The 24882-nt window shown below is 45.9% G+C and carries 24 protein-coding genes; 19 read left to right on the forward strand and 5 right to left on the reverse strand.

Annotated elements, in window-relative coordinates; translation table 11 throughout:
• Positions 1–580 precede the first annotated feature (580 nt).
• Positions 581–1381, forward strand: a complete 801-nt coding sequence (locus PSI15_RS13785) for an endonuclease/exonuclease/phosphatase family protein (RefSeq protein WP_273584018.1) — start codon at positions 581–583, stop codon at positions 1379–1381.
• A gap of 81 nt (positions 1382–1462) precedes the next feature.
• Here the strand turns inward: PSI15_RS13785 and PSI15_RS13790 are convergent, their stop codons facing one another.
• A complete protein-coding gene (locus PSI15_RS13790; protein WP_273584001.1) occupies positions 1463–2848 on the reverse strand; it encodes an amino acid permease in 1386 nt (461 codons plus the stop codon).
• Between the two features lie 169 nt (positions 2849–3017).
• On the opposite strand from PSI15_RS13790, the gene queE reads away from it, so the two are divergent.
• A complete protein-coding gene (queE, locus tag PSI15_RS13795) occupies positions 3018–3689 on the forward strand; it encodes a 7-carboxy-7-deazaguanine synthase QueE (protein WP_273584002.1) in 672 nt (223 codons plus the stop codon).
• Positions 3690–3723: 34 nt separating this feature from the next.
• On the opposite strand, the gene queD is transcribed toward queE, so the two are convergent.
• Positions 3724–4086, reverse strand: a complete 363-nt coding sequence (gene queD / locus PSI15_RS13800; RefSeq protein ID WP_273584003.1) for a 6-carboxytetrahydropterin synthase QueD — start codon at positions 4084–4086, stop codon at positions 3724–3726.
• 313 nt (positions 4087–4399) lie between these two features.
• Here queD and cysJ point away from each other — a divergent pair, with 313 nt between their 5' ends.
• From cysJ to rpoS, 16 genes are all read left to right on the forward strand, one after another.
• Complete coding sequence (gene cysJ / locus PSI15_RS13805; protein WP_273584019.1) at positions 4400–6199, forward strand: NADPH-dependent assimilatory sulfite reductase flavoprotein subunit; 1800 nt, start codon at positions 4400–4402, stop codon at positions 6197–6199.
• A 10-nt stretch (positions 6200–6209) separates the two neighbouring features.
• On the forward strand, positions 6210–7979 hold the full coding sequence (cysI, locus tag PSI15_RS13810; protein ID WP_273584004.1) for an assimilatory sulfite reductase (NADPH) hemoprotein subunit: 1770 nt from the start codon (positions 6210–6212) through the stop codon (positions 7977–7979).
• On the forward strand, positions 7976–8740 hold the full coding sequence (locus tag PSI15_RS13815) for a phosphoadenylyl-sulfate reductase (protein ID WP_273584005.1): 765 nt from the start codon (positions 7976–7978) through the stop codon (positions 8738–8740). The genes cysI and PSI15_RS13815 overlap by 4 nt, the downstream gene beginning before the upstream one ends.
• A 315-nt stretch (positions 8741–9055) precedes the next feature.
• A complete protein-coding gene (cysG, locus tag PSI15_RS13820) occupies positions 9056–10447 on the forward strand; it encodes a siroheme synthase CysG (protein ID WP_273584006.1) in 1392 nt (463 codons plus the stop codon).
• Positions 10448–10457: 10 nt separating this feature from the next.
• Positions 10458–11366, forward strand: a complete 909-nt coding sequence (gene cysD / locus PSI15_RS13825; RefSeq protein WP_045972307.1) for a sulfate adenylyltransferase subunit CysD — start codon at positions 10458–10460, stop codon at positions 11364–11366.
• Between the two features lie 11 nt (positions 11367–11377).
• Positions 11378–12820 carry a sulfate adenylyltransferase subunit CysN gene (gene cysN / locus PSI15_RS13830; RefSeq protein ID WP_273584007.1) on the forward strand — a complete coding sequence of 481 codons (1443 nt, stop codon included), beginning with the start codon at positions 11378–11380 and terminating at the stop codon, positions 12818–12820.
• Positions 12821–13420, forward strand: coding sequence for an adenylyl-sulfate kinase (gene cysC / locus PSI15_RS13835; protein ID WP_273584008.1), 600 nt, complete (start codon positions 12821–12823; stop codon positions 13418–13420).
• Positions 13421–13441: 21 nt separating this feature from the next.
• The gene (locus PSI15_RS13840; RefSeq protein WP_273584009.1) at positions 13442–13663 is read left to right on the forward strand and encodes a hypothetical protein; all 222 of its coding nucleotides are present in this window, start codon (positions 13442–13444) and stop codon (positions 13661–13663) included.
• 24 nt (positions 13664–13687) lie between these two features.
• On the forward strand, positions 13688–13981 hold the full coding sequence (gene ftsB, locus PSI15_RS13845) for a cell division protein FtsB (protein ID WP_273584010.1): 294 nt from the start codon (positions 13688–13690) through the stop codon (positions 13979–13981).
• A gap of 32 nt (positions 13982–14013) precedes the next feature.
• Positions 14014–14814 (forward strand): 2-C-methyl-D-erythritol 4-phosphate cytidylyltransferase, encoded by an 801-nt coding sequence (ispD, locus tag PSI15_RS13850; RefSeq protein ID WP_273584011.1) that lies wholly within the window; start codon positions 14014–14016, stop codon positions 14812–14814.
• Positions 14811–15299, forward strand: coding sequence for a 2-C-methyl-D-erythritol 2,4-cyclodiphosphate synthase (ispF, locus tag PSI15_RS13855; protein WP_273584012.1), 489 nt, complete (start codon positions 14811–14813; stop codon positions 15297–15299). Before ispD ends, ispF begins: the two co-directional genes overlap by 4 nt.
• Before the next feature lie 2 nt (positions 15300–15301).
• Positions 15302–16351, forward strand: coding sequence for a tRNA pseudouridine(13) synthase TruD (gene truD, locus PSI15_RS13860; protein WP_273584013.1), 1050 nt, complete (start codon positions 15302–15304; stop codon positions 16349–16351).
• Positions 16352–16555: 204 nt separating this feature from the next.
• A complete protein-coding gene (gene surE / locus PSI15_RS13865) occupies positions 16556–17320 on the forward strand; it encodes a 5'/3'-nucleotidase SurE (protein ID WP_273584014.1) in 765 nt (254 codons plus the stop codon).
• The gene (locus PSI15_RS13870) at positions 17314–17940 is read left to right on the forward strand and encodes a protein-L-isoaspartate(D-aspartate) O-methyltransferase (protein WP_273584015.1); all 627 of its coding nucleotides are present in this window, start codon (positions 17314–17316) and stop codon (positions 17938–17940) included. Before surE ends, PSI15_RS13870 begins: the two co-directional genes overlap by 7 nt.
• Positions 17941–18093: 153 nt before the next feature.
• The gene (gene nlpD, locus PSI15_RS13875) at positions 18094–19164 is read left to right on the forward strand and encodes a murein hydrolase activator NlpD (protein ID WP_273584016.1); all 1071 of its coding nucleotides are present in this window, start codon (positions 18094–18096) and stop codon (positions 19162–19164) included.
• Between the two features lie 52 nt (positions 19165–19216).
• Positions 19217–20212, forward strand: a complete 996-nt coding sequence (gene rpoS, locus PSI15_RS13880; RefSeq protein WP_045972288.1) for an RNA polymerase sigma factor RpoS — start codon at positions 19217–19219, stop codon at positions 20210–20212.
• A gap of 297 nt (positions 20213–20509) precedes the next feature.
• Here rpoS and miaE read toward each other — a convergent pair whose 3' ends face one another.
• Positions 20510–21289, reverse strand: coding sequence for a tRNA isopentenyl-2-thiomethyl-A-37 hydroxylase MiaE (gene miaE / locus PSI15_RS13885; RefSeq protein ID WP_273584020.1), 780 nt, complete (start codon positions 21287–21289; stop codon positions 20510–20512).
• Between the two features lie 17 nt (positions 21290–21306).
• A complete protein-coding gene (mutS, locus tag PSI15_RS13890; RefSeq protein ID WP_273584021.1) occupies positions 21307–23868 on the reverse strand; it encodes a DNA mismatch repair protein MutS in 2562 nt (853 codons plus the stop codon).
• Between the two features lie 448 nt (positions 23869–24316).
• Between mutS and PSI15_RS13895 the strand changes: the two genes are divergently transcribed.
• Entirely contained in the window at positions 24317–24487 is a 171-nt protein-coding gene (locus tag PSI15_RS13895; RefSeq protein ID WP_167541636.1) for a hypothetical protein, read from the forward strand.
• Here PSI15_RS13895 and PSI15_RS13900 read toward each other — a convergent pair.
• A partial coding sequence (locus tag PSI15_RS13900) for a Fic/DOC family protein (RefSeq protein WP_273584017.1) occupies positions 24484–24882 on the reverse strand: 399 nt, incomplete at its 5' end. The genes PSI15_RS13895 and PSI15_RS13900 overlap by 4 nt on opposite strands.

The raw sequence follows: 24882 nt of genomic DNA on the forward strand, positions 1-24882 counted from the left end.
TAACCCCTGAGAGATATCTCTCAGGGGTTTTTCTGTACATTGAAATCAACATCTACCCATTTAATCCATGGCTTATTGCTTATCCTTATCATCTATTTTAAATTCGTTTATCTCTTTGACTCTTGGCAGATAACGAATCTAAAACTTTCATTTAGCCTATAATGGGACTTATCTACGTTGTAATAACAAATTTTATAAATTAATTCATTGTATGAAAAAGACTTTTAATTAATCAGATCGTTATATCTCTTCATCAGTTGAAAAGGAGGTCTTGGTTATTAGGGGATCTATATATTGCATCGCGGGAGGATTTATTTCTTAAAAATAATATTTATTGATACTTATCAAATATATTAATGTCATTTTTAGCACTAAATGAACCTCTCTACTCATTCTAAAGTTCAATGAATAATTATTTTGCCAATATATTATGTTGTTAATCTATTGTTATACAATGATGCTGTTTTTTTAAGCGTTAGAGATTGAAATCATTTATCAAGATGTCATATTAGTAGAGGTAACGATGTTGAGGTAATTAGGGGGAAACTTGATCAGGAGCAGTTACTTAATAAAAAGCTGGGTGAAAAAAGATCACGCTCAAAAAAATTATGCCATGAGATATGTCGCTGGGCAGCCTGTGGAACGCATTTTTCCTACTTCTCAGCAATTACTTGAGGATGCGTTGTTACCTCATGGAGAACCGCTTCTTGCCAACGATCGAAAGCTTTCTGTCGCCATCTGGAATATCTACAAACAGCAGCGTCCGTCATGGCAAAATGTTTTGGCTTCTTTAATTGAGGAGAGTGATCTTGTTTTACTGCAAGAGGCACAAACGACCCCGGCTTTATTGAAATTTATTACAACCAGCGGGTTGATCGCGGATCAGGTTCCTGCATTTGCTATTCCCCAACATCCATCAGGCGTGATGACATTGGCATCGTCCTCACCGGTTTATTGTTGCCCGCTTCGTGAGAAAGAGCCGATATTCAGGCTCGCTAAATCATCATTAATTACGATTTATCCATTACCCGATGAACGTCAGTTGATGGTGATAAACGTGCACGCCATTAACTTTAGCCTTGGTGTCGATGGCTATAACCGACAATTAAATAACATTGGTATCCATATCAGTTTACATAATGGCCCGGTTATTTTTGCCGGCGATTTTAATGCCTGGAGTCGGCAGAGGTTAAGAATATTGGAGCGCTTTGCACGCCGTATGCAATTGAGAGAAGTGCATTTTAATGATGATCATAGAACGATTGTTTTTGGCAAACCGCTGGATTTTGTGTTTTATCGTGAGTTAAACGTTTCGCGTGCAACCGTTGTCATGACTGGTGCTTCTGATCATAACCCTCTGATAGTGAATTTCTCTTTGTAACGACTTCTCTGCGTAACGATAACTGAGAGCAAATAAAAAAGCGTCGGAGATGGCCGACGCTTTTTAAAGCATGATTGATTCTTACTGATTGAAGGAGCGTTTTGTTGATAGTTGCTTCTTCACGCCGAAGAAATAGGCCAGCGTCAGCACAACTACCCAACCTATACCAACATATAGCGCATCTCTTGTTTGTTCAAAATAGCCCAACAAAGCGATAACACTGACCATAAAGACGATCGTGATGGCAGGGGCAATGGGCCACATTGGAATGGGGAATTTCAACGTCTTGACTTCTTCCGCACTCATTTGGCGACGCATGGCAGCATGTGAGACTAAAATCATCAGCCAAACCCATACGGTTGCAAATGTCGCCACAGAAGCGATAAGAATGAAGATCTCTTCAGGAATGAGATAATTTAGCACCACGCCGAATAACAGAACCGTAGTCATGACAAGCACCGTCATCCAGGGCACACCATTACGAGTCAGTTTCTTGAATGATTTGGGCGCTTGTCTTTCCTGAGCCATACCATACATCATTCTGCCTGCGCCAAATATATCACTGTTGATAGCGGAAATCGCCGCAGTAATCACAACCACATTCAGAATATTCGCGGCTGAATTAATCCCTAAATGGGAGAAAATCTGTACAAATGGACTTCCGTCCTGACCAATTTGATTCCACGGATAGATGCTCATCAGGATGCACAGCGTCAAAACATAAAAGATTAAAATGCGGAATGGGACAGCATTAATGGCTTTAGGGATAGTTTTTTCTGGGTTTTTCGCTTCACTGGCTGTGATACCAATGACTTCAATGCCACCAAAGGCGAACATCACAATGGCGAATGAAGCGATGACACCACTGATACCATTTGGCATAAAACCGCCATGCTCCCATAAATTGGACAAGCCCGTTGCATGTTCAGTGGCTTGCCCGAAACCGTAAAACATAATGGCAAGGCCACCGACAATCATGGCAATGATGGCCGTGACTTTAATGATCGAAAGCCAAAATTCCATTTCACCAAAAATCTTGACGTGACACAGATTCAAGGCGCCAATAAAACAGACAATCCCCAGAACCCAAATCCACTGATCAACATGTGGGAACCAGAGCTTCATATAGGTGCCGAATGCGGTAATATCAGCCAGACAAACAAACAGCATTTCAAGAACATAGATCCAGCCAGTTAAAAAACCGGCCAAAGGCCCCAAATAATGGCTGGCATATTGTGAAAAAGAACCAGAAACGGGATGGTGAACGGCCATTTCGCCAAGTGCTCTCATCACGATAAATACGGCGGCACCGCCGATTAAATAGGCCAGCAATACAGCGGGGCCAGCTTGCTGTATCGCTGCTGCTGAGCCATAAAACAGCCCCGTGCCTATTGCAGAGCCTAAAGCCATGAAGCGAATATGCCGCACGCTTAGACCCTGTTTAAGCTGATTTTCATTATTTTGCATTCGTTATTCCCATCTATCCTTTCATGCCTGAGAGTATGTTAGGCATACGATGCCCTGTCTGGCGCGAGTTGCCAGCAAAAGCAACCTCGTACAATACCATAAAGATGGATGTTCGCGGGATAGATATCTGTAATAATAACGGGCAGTTTATTAATGCCAGAGTTTTTTTATGATTTACCCAATAAATGAAATCTTCCAAACGTTACAGGGAGAAGGCGTGTTTACCGGTGTACCTGCGGTTTTCATCCGATTACAAGGATGCCCGGTAGGATGTAGCTGGTGCGATACCAAACACACGTGGGAAAAAGAGGCTGATAAACAGCAGCCGATGGAAAATATCTTACTGAAATCACAAGACAGTGATCGGTGGGGAGTGGCGAGTGCAAGGCAACTGCTCAGTATATTCACTCGTCAAGGTTACAGTGCGAAACATATTGTCATTACTGGTGGAGAACCGTGTCTGTATGACTTGCGCCCTTTGACTGAAACACTGGAAAGTGCAGGTTATCAATGCCAGATAGAGACAAGCGGTACACACGTGATCCAGTGTTCTGACAAAACGTGGGTGACGGTTTCTCCGAAAGTGAAAATGCGTGGCGGATATCAAGTCTTGCCTGAAGCGATGAAACGCGCCAATGAAATCAAGCATCCGGTCGGGCGGCAGCGCGATATTGAAGCATTGGATGAATTATTGGTGATGCTTGATGGCCACCCTGCTCCGGTGATTGCCTTACAGCCGATCAGTCAGAAAGAAGAGGCAACCCGCCTGTGCATCGAAACATGTATTGCCCGTAATTGGCGTTTTTCGATGCAAACCCATAAATACTTAAATATCGCCTGAATTTTATTCAGCACCAGCCTCTGGTGCTGAATCTTCACTTGCCTCGATAAATACAACCGGCGCTACAGGTCTCTTTGACCATCACAGCACTGAGTTGAGGCAACAACGGTTTTAACTTTTCCCAGATCCACTTGGCCAAGACTTCGCTGGTTGGATTTTCAAGCCCAGTAATTTCGTTGAGATAGTTGTGATCGAGCTGTTCCCAAATCGGTTTAAAGACCGTTTTTACATCGGCAAAATCCATAAGCCAGCCACTGAAAGGATCGACTTCTCCGGTGATTTCCAGACGGACCGTAAATGAATGCCCATGCAGACGCCCACATTTGTGCCCTTTAGGGACGTGTGGAAGGTGGTGTGCTGCTTCGAATTGAAAATCTTTAAAGATGGTTGTACTCATTATGCTTTTCCCCTGATTTCAAAAGGTCGGCTATTCTACCTGAACTTTACGAGCTTAACGTGATTTTTCTGGAGGTAAAAAGCACGATGCTTAACGGGTTTATCGATATATTAAATCTGTAAATAAAATTAGGCGTTTTGGTTATGAGATATTACGATCCTTTCTTTAAATATGGCTGCTATTTTGAGATAACCTGACGCTTAATCCTTGTTTATGATTTCTACATCGTTTACAGCGATATCGTTTATAACGGCAACATGCAACATGCAACATGACAACATGGATTCTGGCTATAGCAAAGGGCACTGGGACAATGACCGCAAAACCACCGTCAACCGCATTATTACCTGTTTCTCCAGAACAATTATCACGCTTGCAATCTGCAATTAGCGATTTTTCTCCCCATCAATTAGCTTGGCTGTCTGGTTATTTTTGGGGGATGGTGAATCACCAGCCACAAACCGAAACTTCAGCTGTTTCCGTTCAGGAAACAATCACTTTGCTTTCTGCATCGCAAACAGGTAATGCCCGTCGTTTAGCAGAACAACTGCGAAACTCCCTATTGACAGAGGGGCTCAATGTTAACTTGATTAATGCAGGTGACTATAAATTTAAGCAAATTTCCCAAGAGCGAGTATTGATTATAATTGCTTCGACACAAGGTGAAGGTGAACCTGCCGAAGAAGCCGTCGCACTCTATAAATATCTCCATTCCAAAAAAGCGCCGTCAATGAAAGAGACGGTATATGCCGTATTTGGCCTTGGAGATACGTCGTATGAAAACTTTTGTCAGGCAGGGAAAGATTTTGACCGTCGTTTGCATGAGCTTGGCGCTCAGCGTCTGCTGGATCGTGTTGATGCTGATGTTGAATACCAAGAGCAAGCGGATCAATGGCGTCAGCAAATTACGGCTATTTTGACGCCGCGTTTATCTGTACAGGCGAAACCAGTACAGGCAAAATCGGCTACTTCACTGATCACTCCGGCACATGACAAACAAATCTATACCAAAGAAACGCCGTTGACCGCTTCTCTGCTGACTAACCAAAAAATAACGGGGCGTGGATCTGAAAAAGATGTCCGCCATATTGAAATTGATTTGCGCGAGTCAGGCGCGCGCTATCAGCCAGGGGATGCACTTGGCGTCTGGTTTGAAAATGATCCGGCTTTAGCGGATGAATTAATTAGCCTGCTTTGGTTGGACGATTCAGAACCCGTGAATGTGCAAGGAAAGTCACTCCCATTGCGTGAGGCACTGATACACCATGTCGAGTTGACCCAAAATACCGGCGTGATTGTTGAAAAATATGCTGCTTTGGCGAAAGATGAAAAATTGTTGGCGTTAGTCGCTAACAAACCCGCATTGCAGCAATACGTTCAGACAACACCGCTTGTTGATATGGTCAGAGCAGTTGCTTCACATCCAGAAGCCCAACAATTTATTGATTTATTGCGCCCGCTGACACCGCGGTTCTATTCCATCTCGTCTGCACAATCTGAAGTGGAAAACGAAGTCCACATTACCGTGGGTGTTGTCCGCTATGACATTGAAGGGCGTGCCCGTACAGGCGGAGCATCAGGTTATCTGGCCGATCGCTTGCAGGAAGATGACAACATCCGCGTGTTCATCGAACCAAACGACAATTTCCGTTTACCGGCTGATCCTAATGCCCCCATCATTATGATTGGGCCCGGCACAGGTATTGCGCCGTTCAGGGCATTTTTGCAACACCGCGACAGTCAGGAGGCTGAAGGCAAAAACTGGCTGTTTTTCGGTAACCCACATTTTGTGGAAGATTTTCTCTATCAGGTTGAATTCCAGCGTTATGTGAAAGATGGCTTATTGAGCCGCATTGATCTGGCATGGTCAAGGGATCAGCAACATACAGTCTATGTACAAGACAAACTGCGTGAACAGGGAGAAGAAGTCTGGCGCTGGATCCAGGATGGCGCCCATCTGTATGTTTGTGGCAATGCGAATCGCATGGCAAGAGATGTAGAACAAGCCCTATTAGACATCATTTCACAACAGGGTGGCATGGATGCTGAACAGGCTGATGAATTCTTGAGTGAATTGCGCCTTGAGCGCCGTTATCAGAGAGATGTTTACTAATATGAGCAACATGAGCAATGTGAACAAAGAGAAAAAAAATCCTTTGAGCATTGAAGGTAAGATCATTGAAGGCAAGATCGTTGAAGGCAAACTTGCAGACAGTGAGCGCATGAAGTCAGACAGCAATTATCTGCGAGGAACGATCAGCGAAGATTTAAAAAATGGGCTGACAGGCGGATTTGAAGGCGATAATTTCCTTCTCATCCGCTTTCATGGCATGTATCAACAAGACGACCGTGATATTCGGACAGAGCGCGCAGAACAAAAACTCGAACCGCGTCACGCCATGATGCTGCGTTGTCGTCTGCCGGGAGGGATTATTACCCCAAACCAGTGGCTGGGCATTGATCGGTTTGCAACAGAAAATACGCTGTATGGCAGTATTCGATTAACTAACCGACAGACATTCCAGTTTCATGGGATCTTAAAAAATAACCTCAAGCCGGCACACCAATTATTGGCACAGATGGGATTGGATTCACTGGCAACCGCCAACGACGTTAATCGTAATGTGCTGTGTACTTCCAATCCGGTGCAATCGGCTTTGCACCAACAGGCCTATGAATGGGCGAAAAAGATCTCGGAGCACCTGCTGCCCCGCACCAACGCCTATGCTGAAATCTGGTTGGATAAAGAAAAAGTCGCCACCACCGATGAAGAACCGATCCTTGGTGCCACCTATCTGCCCCGTAAATTCAAAACATCGGTGGTTATTCCGCCACAGAATGATGTGGATCTGCATGCTAACGATATGAACTTTGTCGCCGTGGCAGAAAATGATCAGTTAATCGGCTTTAACGTGTTGGTGGGTGGGGGATTAGCCATGACCCACGGTGACAAAAAAACCTTTCCACGCTTGGCGAGTGAATTTGGTTTTATTGCACTGGAACACACACTGGCCATTGCGGAGGCGATAGTGACAACCCAACGTGATTGGGGCAACCGCACGGATCGTAAAAATGCGAAAACCAAATATACCCTTGAGCGCGTGGGTATCGAAACCTTCAAACAGGAAGTTGAAAAACGCGCCGGTGTGAAATTTGCCGCCATTCGCCCGTATGAATTCACGGGTCGGGGCGACCAAATCGGTTGGTTAAAGGGCATTGATGATCAATGGCACCTGACCCTATTCATTGAAAATGGCCGTTTGCTGGATTATCCCAACAAGCCATTAAAAACCGGGATCGCAGAAATTGCCAAAATCCATCAAGGCGATTTTCGCCTGACAGCCAACCAAAACCTGATTGTGGCAGGGATACCGGAGAGTGAAAAATCGCGGATTGAAGAGATTGCCCGTGCTCATGGTTTAATTGATGAGAGCGTAACGACGTTGCGTCACCACGCGATGGCGTGTGTTTCCTTTCCGACCTGCCCATTAGCGATGGCCGAAGCAGAACGTTTCCTGCCGGCTTTTGTTGACCATGTCGATGCGCTAATGGCAAAGCATGGGGTGGGAGATGAAGAGATTATCCTGCGGGTGACGGGTTGCCCCAATGGATGTGGCAGGGCGATGCTGGCAGAAATTGGGCTGGTGGGGAAAGCGCTTGATCGTTACAACCTACACCTTGGTGGAAATCGCATTGGTGATCGAATTCCCCGCATGTACAAGGAAAATATCACCTCAGCCGAGATCCTTGAGATACTGGATGAATTAATTGGTTGTTGGGCATCGGAACGTCATACCGATGAAGGTTTCGGTGATTTCCTGATCCGTGCTGATATCATCAAGCCAGTATTGAATTCAGCCGTCGATTTTTACGATTGGCAGGAGGCAGTATGAGCCAACTGAATTTATCGGAGCTGAATTTACCGGAACTGAATTTACCGAAATTAACAGCACTGACACCAGAGCAACAAATTGCGTCCCTGGCCAAAATCAATCAACGGCTGGAGACATTGGATGCCCATGAACGCGTGCGATGGGCATTGGAACATCTCTCCGGCGAATTTGTGCTTTCCTCTAGTTTTGGTATTCAGGCGGCGGTTTGCTTGCACCTTGTGACACAGGAGTATCCTGATATTCCCGTGATACTTACCGATACGGGATACTTATTTTCTGAAACTTATCAATTTATCGATAAATTAACGGAAAAACTCAACCTCAACTTGAAGGTTTTTCGTGCAGAGCACTCTCCGGCCTGGCAAGAATCACGTCATGGCAAATTATGGGAACAGGGAATAGCAGGGATTGAGCGTTATAACCAAATCAACAAAGTTGAGCCGATGAACCGTGCATTAAAGACGCTGCAAGCGCAAAGTTGGTTTGCGGGCTTGCGTCGTCAGCAATCAGAAAGCCGGACTCACTTACCGGTGCTGGCCATTCAACGGGGCGTTTTTAAAATCCTGCCCATTATTGATTGGGACAATCGGCAGGTACATCAATACCTGACAAAGCATGGCCTTGAATACCACCCATTATGGGAGCAGGGTTACCTTTCCGTGGGAGACACCCATACCAGCCAGAAATGGGAACCGGGTATGAGTGAAGAACAAACCCGTTTTTTTGGTCTGAAACGTGAGTGCGGTTTGCACGAAAGTTAAATTTAATCTCACAGCTCATCACCATTTTTATCAGGCAGCGCATCTTGTAAAAAGCAGTGCTGCTTTTTCTATTCTTTTTCTATTCTTTTTCTATGCTGAATATTTTGCTTAATGAGCTTTGTCACAGCCAAAAAAAAAGCGCTTATGCGATTCAGGAACAAATAATTACTTTTTGTCATTTCATAACCTGATCGCAGCCTCATATATTCATCCTTTAGTCATCATAATAACTAAGAGCTATACCCTTCGTAACTTGAAATTCATAGGGTAGATCACAAAAAAGGCTCTGACACAGGTCTGACACAGGATAGTATTGTGGATTATTTACCTTTATTTATTGAGCTTAAAGCCCGATCCGTATTGCTGGTGGGGGGCGGTGAAATCGCTTCTCGCAAAGCAGACTTATTACTTCGTACTGGTGCTGCGCTAACGGTTGTTGCGCCTGAACTGCATGTAGAATTGCAACAACGCCATCAAAAAAGTGAATTTGAGTGGTTACAGGGAACATTTAAAACCGAATATCTTGATGGCATATTTTTAGTCATTGCAGCGACGGACGATCACCACCTCAATCAGCATATTTTTACCGAAGCCAATCAGCGCGCTATCTTGACCAATGTCGTGGATAATCAATCTCTCTGTTCCGCCATTTTCCCCTCAATCATTGATCGCTCCCCGATTATCGTGGCGATCTCATCGGCAGGAAAATCTCCGGTTTTAACCCGATTATTGCGAGAAAAGCTGGAATCTTTGCTGCCATTTAGCCTTGGCGCAATGGCAAATATCGCCGGGCGCTGGCGTGAACGGGTGAAACAGCGTTTTACCTCCCTACGTCAGCGGCGTCATTTTTGGGAAAACGCGTTCAATGGGCGTTTTGCCACACTGGTCGCCAATGGGCAATTGCAGCAAGCCGAGGAGCAACTGGAACAGCAATTGGCTCACAATGATTCCCTTCCGCAGGGAGAACTGGCGCTGGTCGGGGCGGGGCCCGGTGATCCGGGGTTATTGACTCTAAAAAGCTTGCAGGTGATCCAGCAGGCTGACGTCGTTCTTTATGACCATTTGGTGAGTGCAGAAGTGCTGGAATTAGTTCGCCGTGATGCAGACAAAATCTGCGTTGGAAAACGAGCGGGTGACCACTCAGTGGCGCAGGAAGAGATCCATAAACTTATCATCAAGCTCGCCAATCAGGGGAAAAAGGTCGTTCGTCTGAAAGGCGGCGATCCCTTTATTTTTGGTCGGGGTGGCGAGGAATTACAAATTGCCGCCGCCGTAGGGATCCCTTTTCAGGTCGTGCCCGGCATTACGGCGGCGATAGGCGCTTCCGCTTATGCCGGCATTCCACTGACCCACCGGGAACACGCGCAAAGCGTGACTTTTATTACCGGGCATTGCCGTGAAAACGGCGCTGAACTGGATTGGCCTGCGCTGGCGCGGGGCAATCAAACATTAGCCATTTACATGGGGATTGTGAAAGCCGCCTTGATTAGCCAGAAACTGATTTCACATGGCCGGGATCGCAATACGCCCGTGGCCGTGATTGGTTGTGGCACTCGCCCGGAACAGCAAGTATTGACCGGAACCTTATCCGAATTGGAGCGATTGGCGCAACAAGCCCCATCGCCCGCTTTGCTGGTCATCGGAGAGGTGGCTCAGCTCCACCATCAGATAGCGTGGTATCGCCCTGCTGTGATTGATTTAGTATAAGGAGTGCTTAATGGACGAAAAAAGACTGACCCACTTACAGCAACTTGAAGCTGAAAGTATCCATATTATTCGGGAAGTGGCGGCGGAATTTGCCAATCCCGTCATGCTCTATTCAATCGGCAAAGATTCCTCTGTCATGCTGCATCTGGCACGTAAAGCCTTTTATCCGGGAAAACTGCCTTTTCCTTTATTACACGTGGATACCGGCTGGAAATTTCAGGATATGTATGACTTTCGTGATCGCACCGCGGAAAAGTATGGCTTTGAATTGCTGGTTTACCGTAATCCCCAAGGAGAGGCTTTAGGAATTAATCCTTTTATTCATGGTAGTGCAAAACACACCGACATCATGAAAACAGAAGGCTTGAAGCAAGCGCTGGATAAATATGGCTTTGATGCCGCTTTCGGCGGAGCGCGGCGTGATGAAGAGAAATCGCGCGCCAAAGAACGCATTTACTCATTCCGCGACCGTTCCCACCGTTGGGACCCGAAAAACCAACGTCCCGAACTGTGGCGCAACTATAACGGCCAGATTAACAAAGGGGAAAGTATCCGCGTTTTCCCCTTATCCAACTGGACAGAGCTGGATATCTGGCAATACATCTATCTGGAACAGATCGAGATCGTCCCCCTTTATTTGGCAAAACCGCGCCCGGTTGTTCAGCGTGAGGGAACATTCATTATGGTTGACGATGACCGAATCGACCTGAAAGCTGGAGAAGTGATCAGCCAGCGCAAAGTACGCTTCAGGACACTTGGCTGCTGGCCACTGACCGGAGCGGTGGAATCAGAAGCAGAAACGCTGCCGGAAATTATCGAAGAAATGTTGATATCAACCACGAGTGAACGGCAAGGGCGGCTGATTGATAGTGATCAGTCCGGTTCTATGGAGCTGAAAAAGCGTCAGGGTTATTTTTAAGGAGTCCAGCCATGCCAGCACTTGCACATAATGAAACCATTGCCCGCCAGATCAAACAACAAGGCGGCGTTGAAGCCTATCTGCGGTTACAGCAGGAAAAAGGATTATTGCGCTTTTTAACCTGCGGCAGCGTAGATGATGGTAAAAGCACACTCATTGGCCGTTTGCTGCATGACACTCGCCAAATTTATGAGGATCAACTTGCCACCTTACAAAGTGACAGCAAGCGAATAGGGACTCAGGGCGAAAAACTCGATCTGGCTTTATTAGTTGATGGATTGGTAGCTGAACGAGAACAAGGCATTACCATTGATGTGGCCTACCGCTATTTTTCCACTGAACAGCGTAAATTCATCATTGCGGACACACCGGGGCATGAACAATATACCCGCAATATGGCGACCGGTGCCTCAACCAGTGATCTCTCGATTTTATTAATCGATGCACGCAAAGGGGTTCAGGAACAAACGCGCCGTCACAGTTTTATCAGTACCTTGCTGGGTATTCGTCACTTGGTGGTGGCGGTCAATAAAATGGATTTGATGGCATATCAACAAGCTATCTTTGAACAGATCAAACAAGATTATTTGAATTTCGCCGCACAATTGCCTGCTGATTTAAACATCTATTTTGTGCCCATCTCGGCATTGGAAGGGGATAACATCGTCACCCGCAGTGAAAAAATGGCGTGGCACACGGGAGAAACCTTACTGGACATTCTGGAGTCCGTAGACGTAAAAACCAAAGCGACAGAACAGCCTCTGCGTTTTCCCGTACAGTATGTGAACCGTCCTGATCTGGATTTTCGTGGCTACAGCGGCACATTGTCGTCGGGGATTTTACGGCCAGGCCAGCCAATAAAAGTGATGCCATCTGGTGCTGTTTCTACCGTAGAGCGCATTGTCACTTTTAACGACGATCTCACCTTTGCCGTGCCCGGAGAAGCGATCACCCTCGTATTAAAAGATGAAATAGATATCAGCCGTGGTGATTTATTGGTTGCGGTTGAAGATCAAATGAAGGTTACTCGCCACGCGGTGGTGGATGTCGTCTGGATGTCAGAGCAGCCGCTGATTCAGGGGCAAAGTTTGGATATCAAAGTTGCGGGCAAAAAAAGCCGGGGCAAAGTCGATAATATTCAATATCAGGTGGATATTAACCATCTGACCCAGAAAGTCGCGGTTGAGTTACCGCTGAATGCGATTGGCCGGGTGGAATTTTCATTTGATGAACCTTTATTGCTCGACAGTTACGCACAACATGCCGATACCGGGGGCATTATCCTGATCGATCGCCTGACCAATGTGACGGTAGGCGCGGGATTGGTGCATGAAATTCAGGCTGATGTTTACGAAGAGCCGAAAGAATACAGTGAATTTGAACTGGAATTTAACCGATTAGTTCGCCGTCATTTTCCGCATTGGGGAGTTCGTGATCTCTTGGGAGGAAAATAAGTGGCTCAGAACAATATCGTCTGGCATTCACATGCCTTGGACAGGGCGCAGCGGGAAAAGGCCAATGGGCATCCTGCCTTGGTGATTTGGTTCACAGGGTTATCCGGCTCAGGAAAATCCACCCTTGCAGGGGCATTGGAACAGGCCTTATTTGCACAGGGAATCAAAACCTACTTACTAGATGGCGATAATGTACGTCATGGCCTATGCAGTGATTTGGGTTTTTCTGACCTCGATCGGCAGGAAAATATCCGGCGAGTCGGTGAAGTCGCAAAATTGATGGTTGATGCAGGGCTAGTCGTACTGACGGCATTTATTTCTCCTTATAAAACGGAACGGCAAAAAATACGCGAACTAATGGGAGAAGGGCGCTTTCTTGAAGTGTATGTTGATACACCACTGGCGGTATGTGAAGCTCGCGATCCCAAGGGGCTCTATAAAAAAGCCCGTGCGGGAGAATTGCCCAATTTTACTGGAATTGATACGGTCTATGAGGCACCCGAACAGCCGGACGTTTATTTAGCGGGTTCACAGTCGGTAGAATCCTCGATTGAAAAATTGTTTTTTACCCTGAAAAACAACAAAATTCTGACAATCTAACGATCAAACCAACAAATCACCATGAAACACATTATTATTGTTAGTGGAATAATGTGTTTCTACACACATTTCATTGAGTGCATTGTTATATATGTCGTTCATGTCGCACAGCCATGTCCTGCAACCCTGTTTTTGGCTGGCTTTATGGCGGGATATGTAAATGGTTTTACGGGGGATTTTGTGAATGGTTTTGTGAATGGTTTTGTGAGAGTCAGTGGCGTCATGCTTTTAGTTGTGGGATGATTAGCGGGTTTTTCAGGGGGGGAGATGGGCAAACTAACGCTACTATTACTGGTTTTGCTGGGTTGGTTACAATATTCGCTGTGGCTCGGCAAAAATGGCATTCACGATTATGTGCGGGTTAAGGCCGAAGTTGACAAACAAGAGGTCGATAACCTCAAACTGAAAGCGCGTAACGATCAGCTATTTGCTGAAATCAAGGATCTGAAAGGGGGACAGGAGGAGATTGAAGAGCGTGCTCGCAGCGAATTAGGCATGATTAAACCCGGCGAATCTTTTTATCGCATGGTGCCTGATACCTCAAAACAGAATGCGCAATAATCTTTAAATCAGAACAGTAAATAATAATCGAAATGAATAATTCACGACTTCATTCCTCTGCTGATGTTTCTCTTGCCGATCATACTGAAATTATTGCTTTGATCCCTGCTGCGGGTATCGGCAGCCGGATGCAATCAGCGTGTCCAAAACAGTATCTCAACGTTGCCGGAAAAACGGTTCTTGAACATACCTTGGCGGCACTGCTTGAGCATCCTCGTATACAACGCATTATTCTTGCGCTGAATCCTGCTGATACCCAATTTGAGCAATTACCCATTGCTTTTGATCCAAGAATTACAACCGTCATTGGGGGTAAAGAGCGAGCCGATTCAGTATTGGCGGGATTAGATTATTTATCGGGTTTGCCGACAGACAAAACAACCTGGGTTTTAGTGCACGATGCAGCCCGCCCCTGTCTGCATAGGAATGATCTCGATAACCTGCTGCGGATCATTGATCACAGTGCCGCCTCTCCTGACGTATGCGGTGGAATTCTGGCATCACCAGTGAGGGACACCATGAAACGCATGGTATCGCCATCAATGGCAGGATCATCGACAACCCCTCCATTGATTGCGCATACCGTTGATCGCAACGGGCTTTGGCACGCATTGACCCCACAGTTATTCCCTTTGCCGCTATTACGTGATTGCCTGATCAAAGCACTTGCCGAGCAAGCCTGCATTACCGATGAATCTTCGGCGCTTGAGTATTGTGGCTATCATCCCGTACTGGTCAATGGACGAGCGGACAATATCAAAGTGACTCAACCTGAAGATTTGATACTGGCTGAATTTTACTTATCCCGAAAAGTTAAGGAACCTATCGTATGAGAATTGGACACGGTTTTGATGTGCATAAATTTGGCGGGGAAGGGCCATTGGTCATTGGTGGTGTCCGTATTCCTTATGAACAAGGATTGATTGCCCATTCAGACGGCGATGTCGCCTTGCACGCTGCCACAGATGCCCTGCTGGGTGCCGCCGCACTGGGTGATATTGGTAAATTATTTCCCGATACTGATCCGGCTTTTAAGGGCGCAGATAGCCGGGAATTGCTGAAAGAAGCCTACCGCCGTATCCGTGCGAAGGGCTATCGGATCGGGAATCTGGATATCACCATCATTGCACAGGCACCGAAAATGTTGCCTCATATTCCCCAAATGCGGGTTAATCTGGCAGAAGATCTTGAATGCCATATCGATGATATTAACGTTAAAGCGACAACGACAGAAAAACTGGGATTTGTTGGCCGTCAAGAAGGTATTGCCTGCGAAGCGGTTGCTTTATTGATAAAAGAACAGTGGGTAAAGGAATAAGTATGTCATTGCGTGAATTACATTGGTTTTATGGTCAACCAGAAGCGACCGGTGTTGTTAAAGCGACACCAGAAGATTTTATTGTCCGCGAAGACTTGGGGTTTTCTCCTGATGGAGAAGGCGAACACTTAATGGTACATCTCCGTAAAACAGGGTGTAACACCCAATTTGTCGCGGATCATCTTGCCCGTTTTGCCCAAATACCGGCGCGTTCTGTCAGCTATGCGGGGTTGAAAGATCGCAATGCTGTGACGGAACAGTGGTTTTGTCTGCACTTGCCGGGAAAACAAGATCCAGATTTAACGGCATTTCAACTTGAAGGGTGTGAAGTGCTGGCGACTTCCCGCCAGAAACGCAAACTGCGGATTGGCGCATTGAAAGGCAATGATTTCACTCTGGTATTAAGAGACATCTCTGATCGGCAAGCGGTGGACACACGCTTGCAGCAGATAGCGCAAACCGGCGTTCCAAATTACTTTGGTGAACAGCGTTTCGGACGGGATGGACAAAATTTAGTTCAGGCTCAACGCTGGGCGGCGAATGAAATTCATGTCAAAGAACGCAGCCGCCGCAGTTTTTACCTTTCTGCCTGCCGTAGCGCTATGTTTAATGCCATTGCCAGCAGACGTATTGCACAGGGTGAACATCAGCAGGTAAAAAAGGGTGACGCGTTACAATTAACAGGACGTGGTAGCTGGTTTGTGGCTGATGAGTCTGAATTGTCGGTGTTGCAGCAGCGAGTTCTGGATGGCGAACTACAAATCACCGCGCCTTTACCGGGAGACAAAGCATTGGGAACGCAGCATCAGGCCCTGGATTTCGAACAGCAATGCTTATTGGATGACGAATCTCTTTGGGCATTGGTCAAACGTGAGCGTGTGGAAAGCACCCGTCGGGCAATATTGGTGAAACCGCTTAATCTGGGGTGGGAATGGCAAGATGACCAAACTGTCACCCTCCATTTCTCTCTGCCATCTGGTAGCTTTGCAACCAGTGTGGTCAGAGAACTCATCAATCAGGATCAAAATAAGGCTGCGGATATTGCAGAATAATGGTGCTAGTTAGTTGTGCTGGCTAATTATGTCGCCTGAGTACAAAGCCGCTCTACAAAACTGTTAACCTCATGCTAAGATCAAACAATTTTCTGATAGCCTTAATATTGCCCAATCATAGGTTATACCAGACAAACAGGACAACACAGGGTAAGTTATTGTATTAACCTATGTCATTTTTAATGAAATCAACGAGATATATCAATGCTGCGGATATTACTGAGTAACGATGATGGTGTCACCGCTCCGGGTATTCAAACTTTAGCGGCTACATTGCGGAAACACTATCATGTTCAGGTTGTTGCGCCTGACCGTAACCGTAGTGGTGCGTCAAATGCCTTAACGTTGGATCGCCCCTTGCGCATCCATACACTGGGCAATGGTGATATTTCTGTTCAGGAAGGGACACCGACGGATTGTGTGTATTTGGGTGTGAATAAACTGGTACGTCCTCGTCCTGATATTGTCGTTTCAGGCATCAACTGTGGCCCTAACCTCGGTGATGACGTCATTTACTCTGGTACGGTCGCGGCTGCCATGGAAGGGCGTCACTTAGGATTACCCGCACTGGCAGTATCGCTCAATGGTGACAAACATTACGAAACAGCGGCAGAAGTGACCGTGCGTTTATTAGCTTTGCTGCAAAAATCCCCCTTAAGAGCGGGCAACATTCTGAATATTAATGTGCCTGATATCCCTATTGAACACATCAAAGGGTTTCGAGTGACGCGATGTGGTAGCCGCAGCGCTGCTGAACAAGTCTATGCCCTGGAAGATCCCAAAGGTAATATGCTCTATTGGATAGGTCCGCCGGGAGAAAAAAGTGATTTTGGGCCTGAAACGGACTTTGCTGCGGTGGAAGAGGGATTTGTGTCCATTACCCCCTTGCAGGTGGATTTAACGGCATATAAAGCGCAGGAGCTGATAGATGATTGGTTGGCAAAAGTCGGGGATATTGGGGAATGTTAAACCGGTCGATGAAAAATTTGCTGGTGCAATTGCGCCAGCAAGGCATTAACAATGAGCATCTGTTGGCGATTATTGCCAGAGTACCTCGGGAATCTTTTGTCGATGAAGCCCTTGCACATAAGGCCTATGAAAATACTGCACTGCCCATTGGTCATGGGCAAACCATCTCCCAACCCTATATTGTTGCCCGCATGACAGAGTTGCTGAATTTAACCCCTGCATCCAATGTATTGGAAATTGGGACAGGCTCAGGTTATCAAACAGCAATACTTGCCCACTTAGCCAAACACGTTTTCTCCGTAGAGCGGATTAAGGGATTACAGTGGCAGGCTAAACGCAGACTGAAACAACTTGACTTGCATAATATCTCAACCCGCCACGGTGATGGTTGGAATGGATGGCCATCAAAAGGGCCTTTTAACGCCATTATTGTTACCGCCGCGCCCCCCGAAATTCCGCAGGCGCTACTTCATCAGCTTGCCGATGGCGGTGTGATGGTTTTGCCTGTCGGCGAGCGTACTCAATTACTGAAAGTGGTACATCGTTATGGGAATGATTTTCATGGCGACATTATCGAATCCGTCCGTTTTGTCCCCCTAATTCAAGGCGAGCTAGCATAATCAGCTAATTTTATTTGAGAGGTAATTTTCAAATTGGCTGTTATTTTTTCTCAAATTAAGCAAAATGTTTCGCTTTAAGTCTTTAGTCATTCTAAATTTCTTTATAAATCATCGTTATTTACACTTATATTTGCCTTTATGGGGGAATAAAGTATGAACCTGGGAAACCGAGTGAAAAAAATAAAGTGGATAATCGCTGGCACCGTTATGGGAGCGATGTTGGCAGGTTGTAGCAATACATCTAATCGTCCAGCTCCAATAGTCACTATCGACAATAAGGAGAAAAACGGAGGATTACTCTCCAGGCCATCGTCAGTTTCGACGCCAATGCCATCTTCTCCTTCTTCAATTTCGACAAATCGCATATCAGATAATCATGCTGCTAAAAGCCGTTATCCAGTGAATGATGCTGCCAACGGAAACGCCTCTCAAGGGCGAATCATCTATAGTCGTAACTACGAGAGCATCCCGAAAGGAAGCTACAGCGGGAGTACTTACACGGTTAAACATGGTGATACCTTGTTCTATATCGCTTGGATTACCGGTAATGACTTTCGTGATCTGGCTCTCAGAAATAATATTTCAGAGCCTTATAGCTTAAATGTTGGCCAGATCCTGAGAATAGGTAATACAACCTCCAAAAATAGTGTATTAATAGCATCAAATAGCACTCAATCTAAAATTAAGCAGGTTGATTTTCAAAAAATTAATGCGTATCCTGCAACTATTGATAGACCAAGGTCAGGAAAAATGTTGCCAAAAGAAACTATTTCTGGTAGCGACGATGCCTCTACAAAAGTATCTACAGCAACGGATACGGGAATAAATAGCGCTATTAATGGTATTGATACTATTAATAGTTGGAGGTGGCCGGCAGAAGGAAAAATTCTCGAGGGCTTCTCTGATTCTAAAGGAGGAAATAGAGGTATTGATATTGCGGGAAGCCGTGGCCAACCTGTATTTGCAACAGCTAGTGGAAAAGTAGTTTATGCCGGAAATGCATTACGCGGATACGGCAACTTAATAATAATAAAACATAACGATGACTACCTAAGTGCTTATGCCCACAACGACACAATGTTAGTTCGTGAGCAGCAGGATGTTCAAGCGGGGCAAAAAATTGCCACTATGGGTAGCACCGGGACAAGTTCAGTAAGATTGCATTTTGAAATTCGCTATAAGGGAAAATCCGTAAACCCGCTGCGTTATCTTCCGCAGCGATAAACCGGGGCAGGATCTGAAATCCTGCCCGCATTATCATGGGTAGGAGCAGCTGATGAGCCAAAGTACGCTTAAAGTTAATAAGTTGTATGATGATGCGGATTTAGACGAAAATAGCATGGAAGCTGATGACTTTGATGAAGCGTTGCTGAAAGATGAGGATGAATTAACTGGTCTTGATGAAGATTTGGATTTGTTGCAAGGAGTCAACCAACGGGTGCTCGATGCAACACAACTTTATCTTGGAGAGATTGGTTTCTCACCTCTGCTGACAGCAGAGGAAGAGGTTCTTTTTGCCAGACGAGCACTGCGAGGAGATGTTGCTGCACGCCAACGTATGATTGAAAGTAATTTGCGATTGGTTGTCAAAATATCCCGCCGATATAGCAATCGTGGATTGGCACTGTTAGATTTGATTGAAGAAGGTAATCTCGGGCTGATTCGTGCAGTGGAAAAATTTGATCCAGAAAAAGGTTTTCGTTTTTCTACTTATGCGACATGGTGGATCCGTCAAACCATTGAACGTGCCATCATGAATCAAACTCGCACAATTCGTCTGCCTATTCACATCGTCAAGGAATTAAATGTCTATTTACGTACTGCAAGAGAACTGGCACATACATTGGATCATGAACCCAGTATCGAAGAAATTGCGGAAAAACTGGATAAACCTGTTGAAGACGTAAGTCGTATGATGCGGCTTAACGAACGCATTACTTCTGTCGATACACCAATTAGTGGCGATTCAGATAAAGCCTTATTGGATATTTTATCTGATGAAAATGACACAGGGCCGGAAACCACCATTCAAGATGATGATATGAAACAGAGTATCGTGAAATGGTTGTTTGAACTGAACGCAAAACAGCGCGAAGTTTTGGCTCGTCGTTTCGGTTTGCTTGGATACGAAGCAGAAACATTAGAAGATGTTGGACGAGAAATCGGCTTAACAAGGGAGAGAGTTCGTCAGATCCAAGTTGAGGGATTGCGACGTCTTAAAGATATATTGCATACCCAAGGCTTGAATATGGAATCATTATTCCGCACTTAGTTGTTTATACAAAAGCAACTTATACCAAATAAACTAATACCTGGAAAATTTATACCTAAGAAATTTCAAATTGCAGCGTAGTGGAAAATAAATGCCTTTCCAGAAACAAAGATAACGAGATAGCTAGATAACTCGGTGATCGGAAAGAGTAGACGTCATCCCTAAAGTGACAATTGAAAAGAGAAAGGTATATTAGAGGGTAATTCGAAGGTGGGCAAAATAAGCCCACCTTTTATTTATTCATCCACCCATTTATATTCCTATTAGCATTTGAGGATGCGATTTGATTTATCCATTTCAGATAATGGGAATGCCACTATGAAACTTAAAATCATGATCGGGCGTTTGAATAAGTTCCGCTTCAACCTGACCGAAATAATTCACCCTTGCTGTAATATCTTCTTTAGATATTGACTGAGCCAGTGCTAAATAATCTTGATAATGGCGGGCTTCTGAACGCAGAAGGGAAATATAAAATTTGCCCAAATCTTCATCCAAATGGGGAGCCAGTTTAGCGAAACGTTCGCATGAGCGCGCTTCAATATAGGCACCAATAATCAACTTATCGACCAGCGTATAAGGTTCATGATTGGTGATGTGCTGAAATAGGGATTTCGCATAGCGGCTGGCGCTGATGTTGTCATAGCTTATTCCTTTGGCCGCCATGATTTCCAATACCTGATAAAAATGATGCAGCTCTTCCTTAATTAATAGCACCATCTTATCAATCAGCTCTTGACTATAAGGTGATTTCGACCGGGCGGTAATCTGCCTGGTGACCTGATTTTTACCTTTTAATGAATGGATATTCCCTATTTTTTTATAGGCAAAATCTTCATAGGGTTGAAACCAGGTCAGCAAAATATCAGCACTTTCAGGATCAACGGCATATTTACGAATTAAGAACATAGCACTTTGTGCCGCTTTCAATTCACATAGCAGGTGATCACGCAACAAAATCGGCAAGCTTTCGGGTTGCCGAGCTTTTTCTACCCACTGATCGGGCGTCTCGCACTGCAAAAATTGATAAATGGGTGCTAACAGATTGGTATCAAACCTTATTGCTGTTCCATTCATTGCGATTCCAGTCACCGTTAAACCATATCTTTCAGACGATAAATCCATTCCAGAGCCTGACGTGGTGTCAAGGTATCAGGATTAAGGTTTTCCAATGCTTCAACGGCTGGAGAAGTTTCTTCTGCCAGCAGCGTTAATTGCGGTGTATCAACATGGCCGACTGCCGCATGATTGGAGAGTGATTCCAACTCTTTCAATTTTTGGCGGGCGCGTTTAATCACATCGCGCGGGACACCGGCCAGTGAAGCAACGGCGAGTCCATAACTCTTGCTTGCTGCACCTTCCTGTACATTGTGCATAAAAGCGATAGTCTCGCCATGCTCGACCGCATCAAGATGGATATTGACGACACCTTCCAGTTTTTCAGGCAGTGTTGTCAGTTCGAAATAGTGAGTGGCAAACAGCGTCATTGCCTTGATGCGGTTAGCCAAATTTTCAGCGCAAGCCCAGGCAAGGGATAAGCCATCGTAAGTTGACGTACCACGGCCGATTTCATCCATCAAAACTAAACTATGTTCAGTCGCGTTATGCAAGATGTTGGCTGTTTCAGTCATTTCGACCATAAAGGTAGAGCGCCCAGAGGCCAGATCATCAGATGCCCCGACACGCGTAAAGATACGATCGACAGGGCCAATAACTGCTTTTTCGGCAGGAACAAAACTGCCAATATAGGCCATCAGCGTAATCAACGCTGTCTGACGCATATAAGTACTTTTCCCCCCCATATTCGGGCCGGTAATAATCAGCAAGCGGCGCTGTGAAGAGAGTGTTAATGGGTTAGAAATAAATGGCTCGCTCAATACTTGCTCGACAACCGGATGCCGTCCCCCTGTTATCTGGATACCGACTTTATCCGTCAGGATCGGGCAGGTGTAATTCAGCGTTTCAGCACGTTCGGCAAGGTTTGCCAGTACATCCAGTTCTGACAAGGCTTCGGCACAGGTTTGCAAATCGGCCAGGTGAGGCAGCAACAGATCGAATAACTCTTCGTACAGGGTTTTCTCAATGGCAAGAGCTTTGCCTTTGGAGGTGAGCACCTTGTCTTCATATTCCTTTAATTCAGGAATGATATAGCGCTCGGCATTTTTCAGCGTCTGACGACGAACATAATGGATAGGGACTAAATGGCTCTGTCCACGACTCACCTGAATATAGTAACCATGCACCGCATTAAAGCCTACTTTCAGAGTATCAATGCCGAGCTTTTCACGTTCGCGGATCTCCAGTTTATCCAGATAATCACTGGCACCATCGGCCAGTGCCCGCCACTCATCCAGTTCAGCATTATAACCCATGGCAATCACACCGCCGTCACGCACTAAAACAGGTGGTGTTTCGACAATGGCACTCTCCAGTAGTGTCTGTAATTCATCAAAATGTCCCACACGTTGCTGTAACGCCTCAATATAAGGGAAAGCGGCAGAAGTCAGGATCTGATGAATATCGGGCAATTGCTGGAAAGCATGACGCATTCTGGCCAGATCACGGGGACGGGCAGAACGAAGAGCAAGACGGGCAAGGACACGCTCTAAATCACCGACCTGACGCAAAAACGGCTGCAATTCATAGCCGATTTCCTGTAATGCGGAAATGGCTTGATGGCGATCTTCCAGCACCGCTTTATTGCGGATTGGCGTATGCAGCCAGCGTTTCAGCATGCGGCTGCCCATGGGCGTCACACATTGATCGAGGACTGAAGCCAGCGTATTCTCAGTGCCACCGGATAAATTTTGCGTCAGCTCCAGATTACGGCGAGTGGCGGCATCCATAATGACCGTTTCCTGCTGGCGCTCCATCGTCAGGCTGCGGATATGGGGCAGGGCAGTGCGCTGGGTGTCTTTGACATATTGCAGCAAACAGCCGGCTGCACGCAGGGCGAGCGTCGCCTTTTCCACGCCGAAGCCAATCAAATCACGGGTGCCAAATTGCAAATTCAGTTGCTGTCTTGCGGTATCCAGCTCAAACTCCCACATGGAGCGTCTGCGCAGGCCATGACAACGTTCAATCAGCGCCATCGGCCCAAAGGTTTCAGGATAGAGCAATTCCGCGGGACGAGTGCGTTGCAGTTCTGCGGCAATAGTCTCTTCGTCGGGCATCTCGGCAACACGGAAACGGCCAGAAGTGATATCCAGCGTCGCGTAACCAAACCCTTGGCTATCATGCCAGATAGCCGCTAGCAAATTATCCTGACGCTCCTGTAGCAAGGCTTCATCAGTGACCGTACCGGGGGTGACAATACGGACAACTTTGCGTTCAACCGGGCCTTTACTGGTGGCAGGATCACCCACTTGTTCGCAGATTGCCGCAGATTCACCAAGTTGTACCAGTTTTGCCAGATAGTTTTCAATCGCGTGATAAGGAACGCCCGCCATAGGGATAGGCTGACCTGCGGATTGCCCACGTTTGGTGAGGGAGATATCCAGTAACTTCGCCGCCTTTTTGGCATCGTTATAGAACAACTCGTAAAAATCCCCCATCCGGTAAAGCAGCAGAATATCCGGGTGCTGTGCTTTCAGGCGCAGATATTGCTGCATCATGGGAGTATGGCTATCGATATCCTTTGCTGGAGATTCTTTCATATTGACTTGATTCAATTGTATTATTCCTGTTGACTCAGTTGGGCCATCGACCTAAGTCAACCCATCTAAATGACAAAACCTAAATATAATCAGCTAAGGATGGAACGCTAATAGACCTCATCCTGGGCGAAAACGCTATCTTATCATTGATAATCTGTGTGATTCATCTGTAGATGCAATTAGGAAGATTTGCGCGGTAGGTTAGCAGGATTACTCGCAGGAATGCATCAGATTTTTTCATCATTCAGCAGAATTGCGAAGTGGTTCGAATTAAATAAATGACGGGAGATAACGGATTCGTGCCAGTATGGATATTGGCTATTTGGATAAGGCATTAGCCTTTTCTGTACATACCCCTGTGATTATGTGATGTTGCAGACAAACCTTGGTATACTTATTGTGTTGTGAGGTATTTCCTTATTTTCGATTTGACCATTGAGAGGCCGTGATGAGCAGCAATATAAAAAAGCAGATGAGTTATGCTAAGCCTTCTCGCGCAGATATTGCTCGTTCTGTCGCGACGTCAACAGCGGTTGAGACCGGCAAGCCTTCAGCCAAGATTGAGGCTTCGCTTGAGGTTGTGCGCAAGAAATTCGCCCATCTCCGTCTTGCGGTCTAATCACTTCTCAATGCCTTACTGACCCAGTGCCTCATTGGGTCGTAGTCCATTGACATACCTGCGTGGATAGCTGAAATATATTCAGTTTTGTTTTGCTCCCAGCTTTGATAGTCCAGCGGTTTATATCCTCCCTGAACAGCCATTACATCGGCTAAAAGCCGCGACAAGCGCCCGTTTCCCTCTCTGAATGGATGGATGAGTATCAATTCCACATGGGTTATGGCGATAGCTGCGATGAGTTGTTCTTCGTCTATGTTGGTACACGGCGTATAACGGGCAAGATACTTAGCGTCGAATTCGTTCAGTAGTTTTGGTACTTGTGCTGAGGGAGCAAACATAAAGTTGCCCTTGCTGATATTTACCGTTCTTTCTTGTCCAGCCCACTCGTAGATGTT

The organism is Xenorhabdus sp. PR6a, assembly GCF_028599065.1.
Lineage (GTDB): Bacteria > Pseudomonadota > Gammaproteobacteria > Enterobacterales > Enterobacteriaceae > Xenorhabdus > Xenorhabdus doucetiae.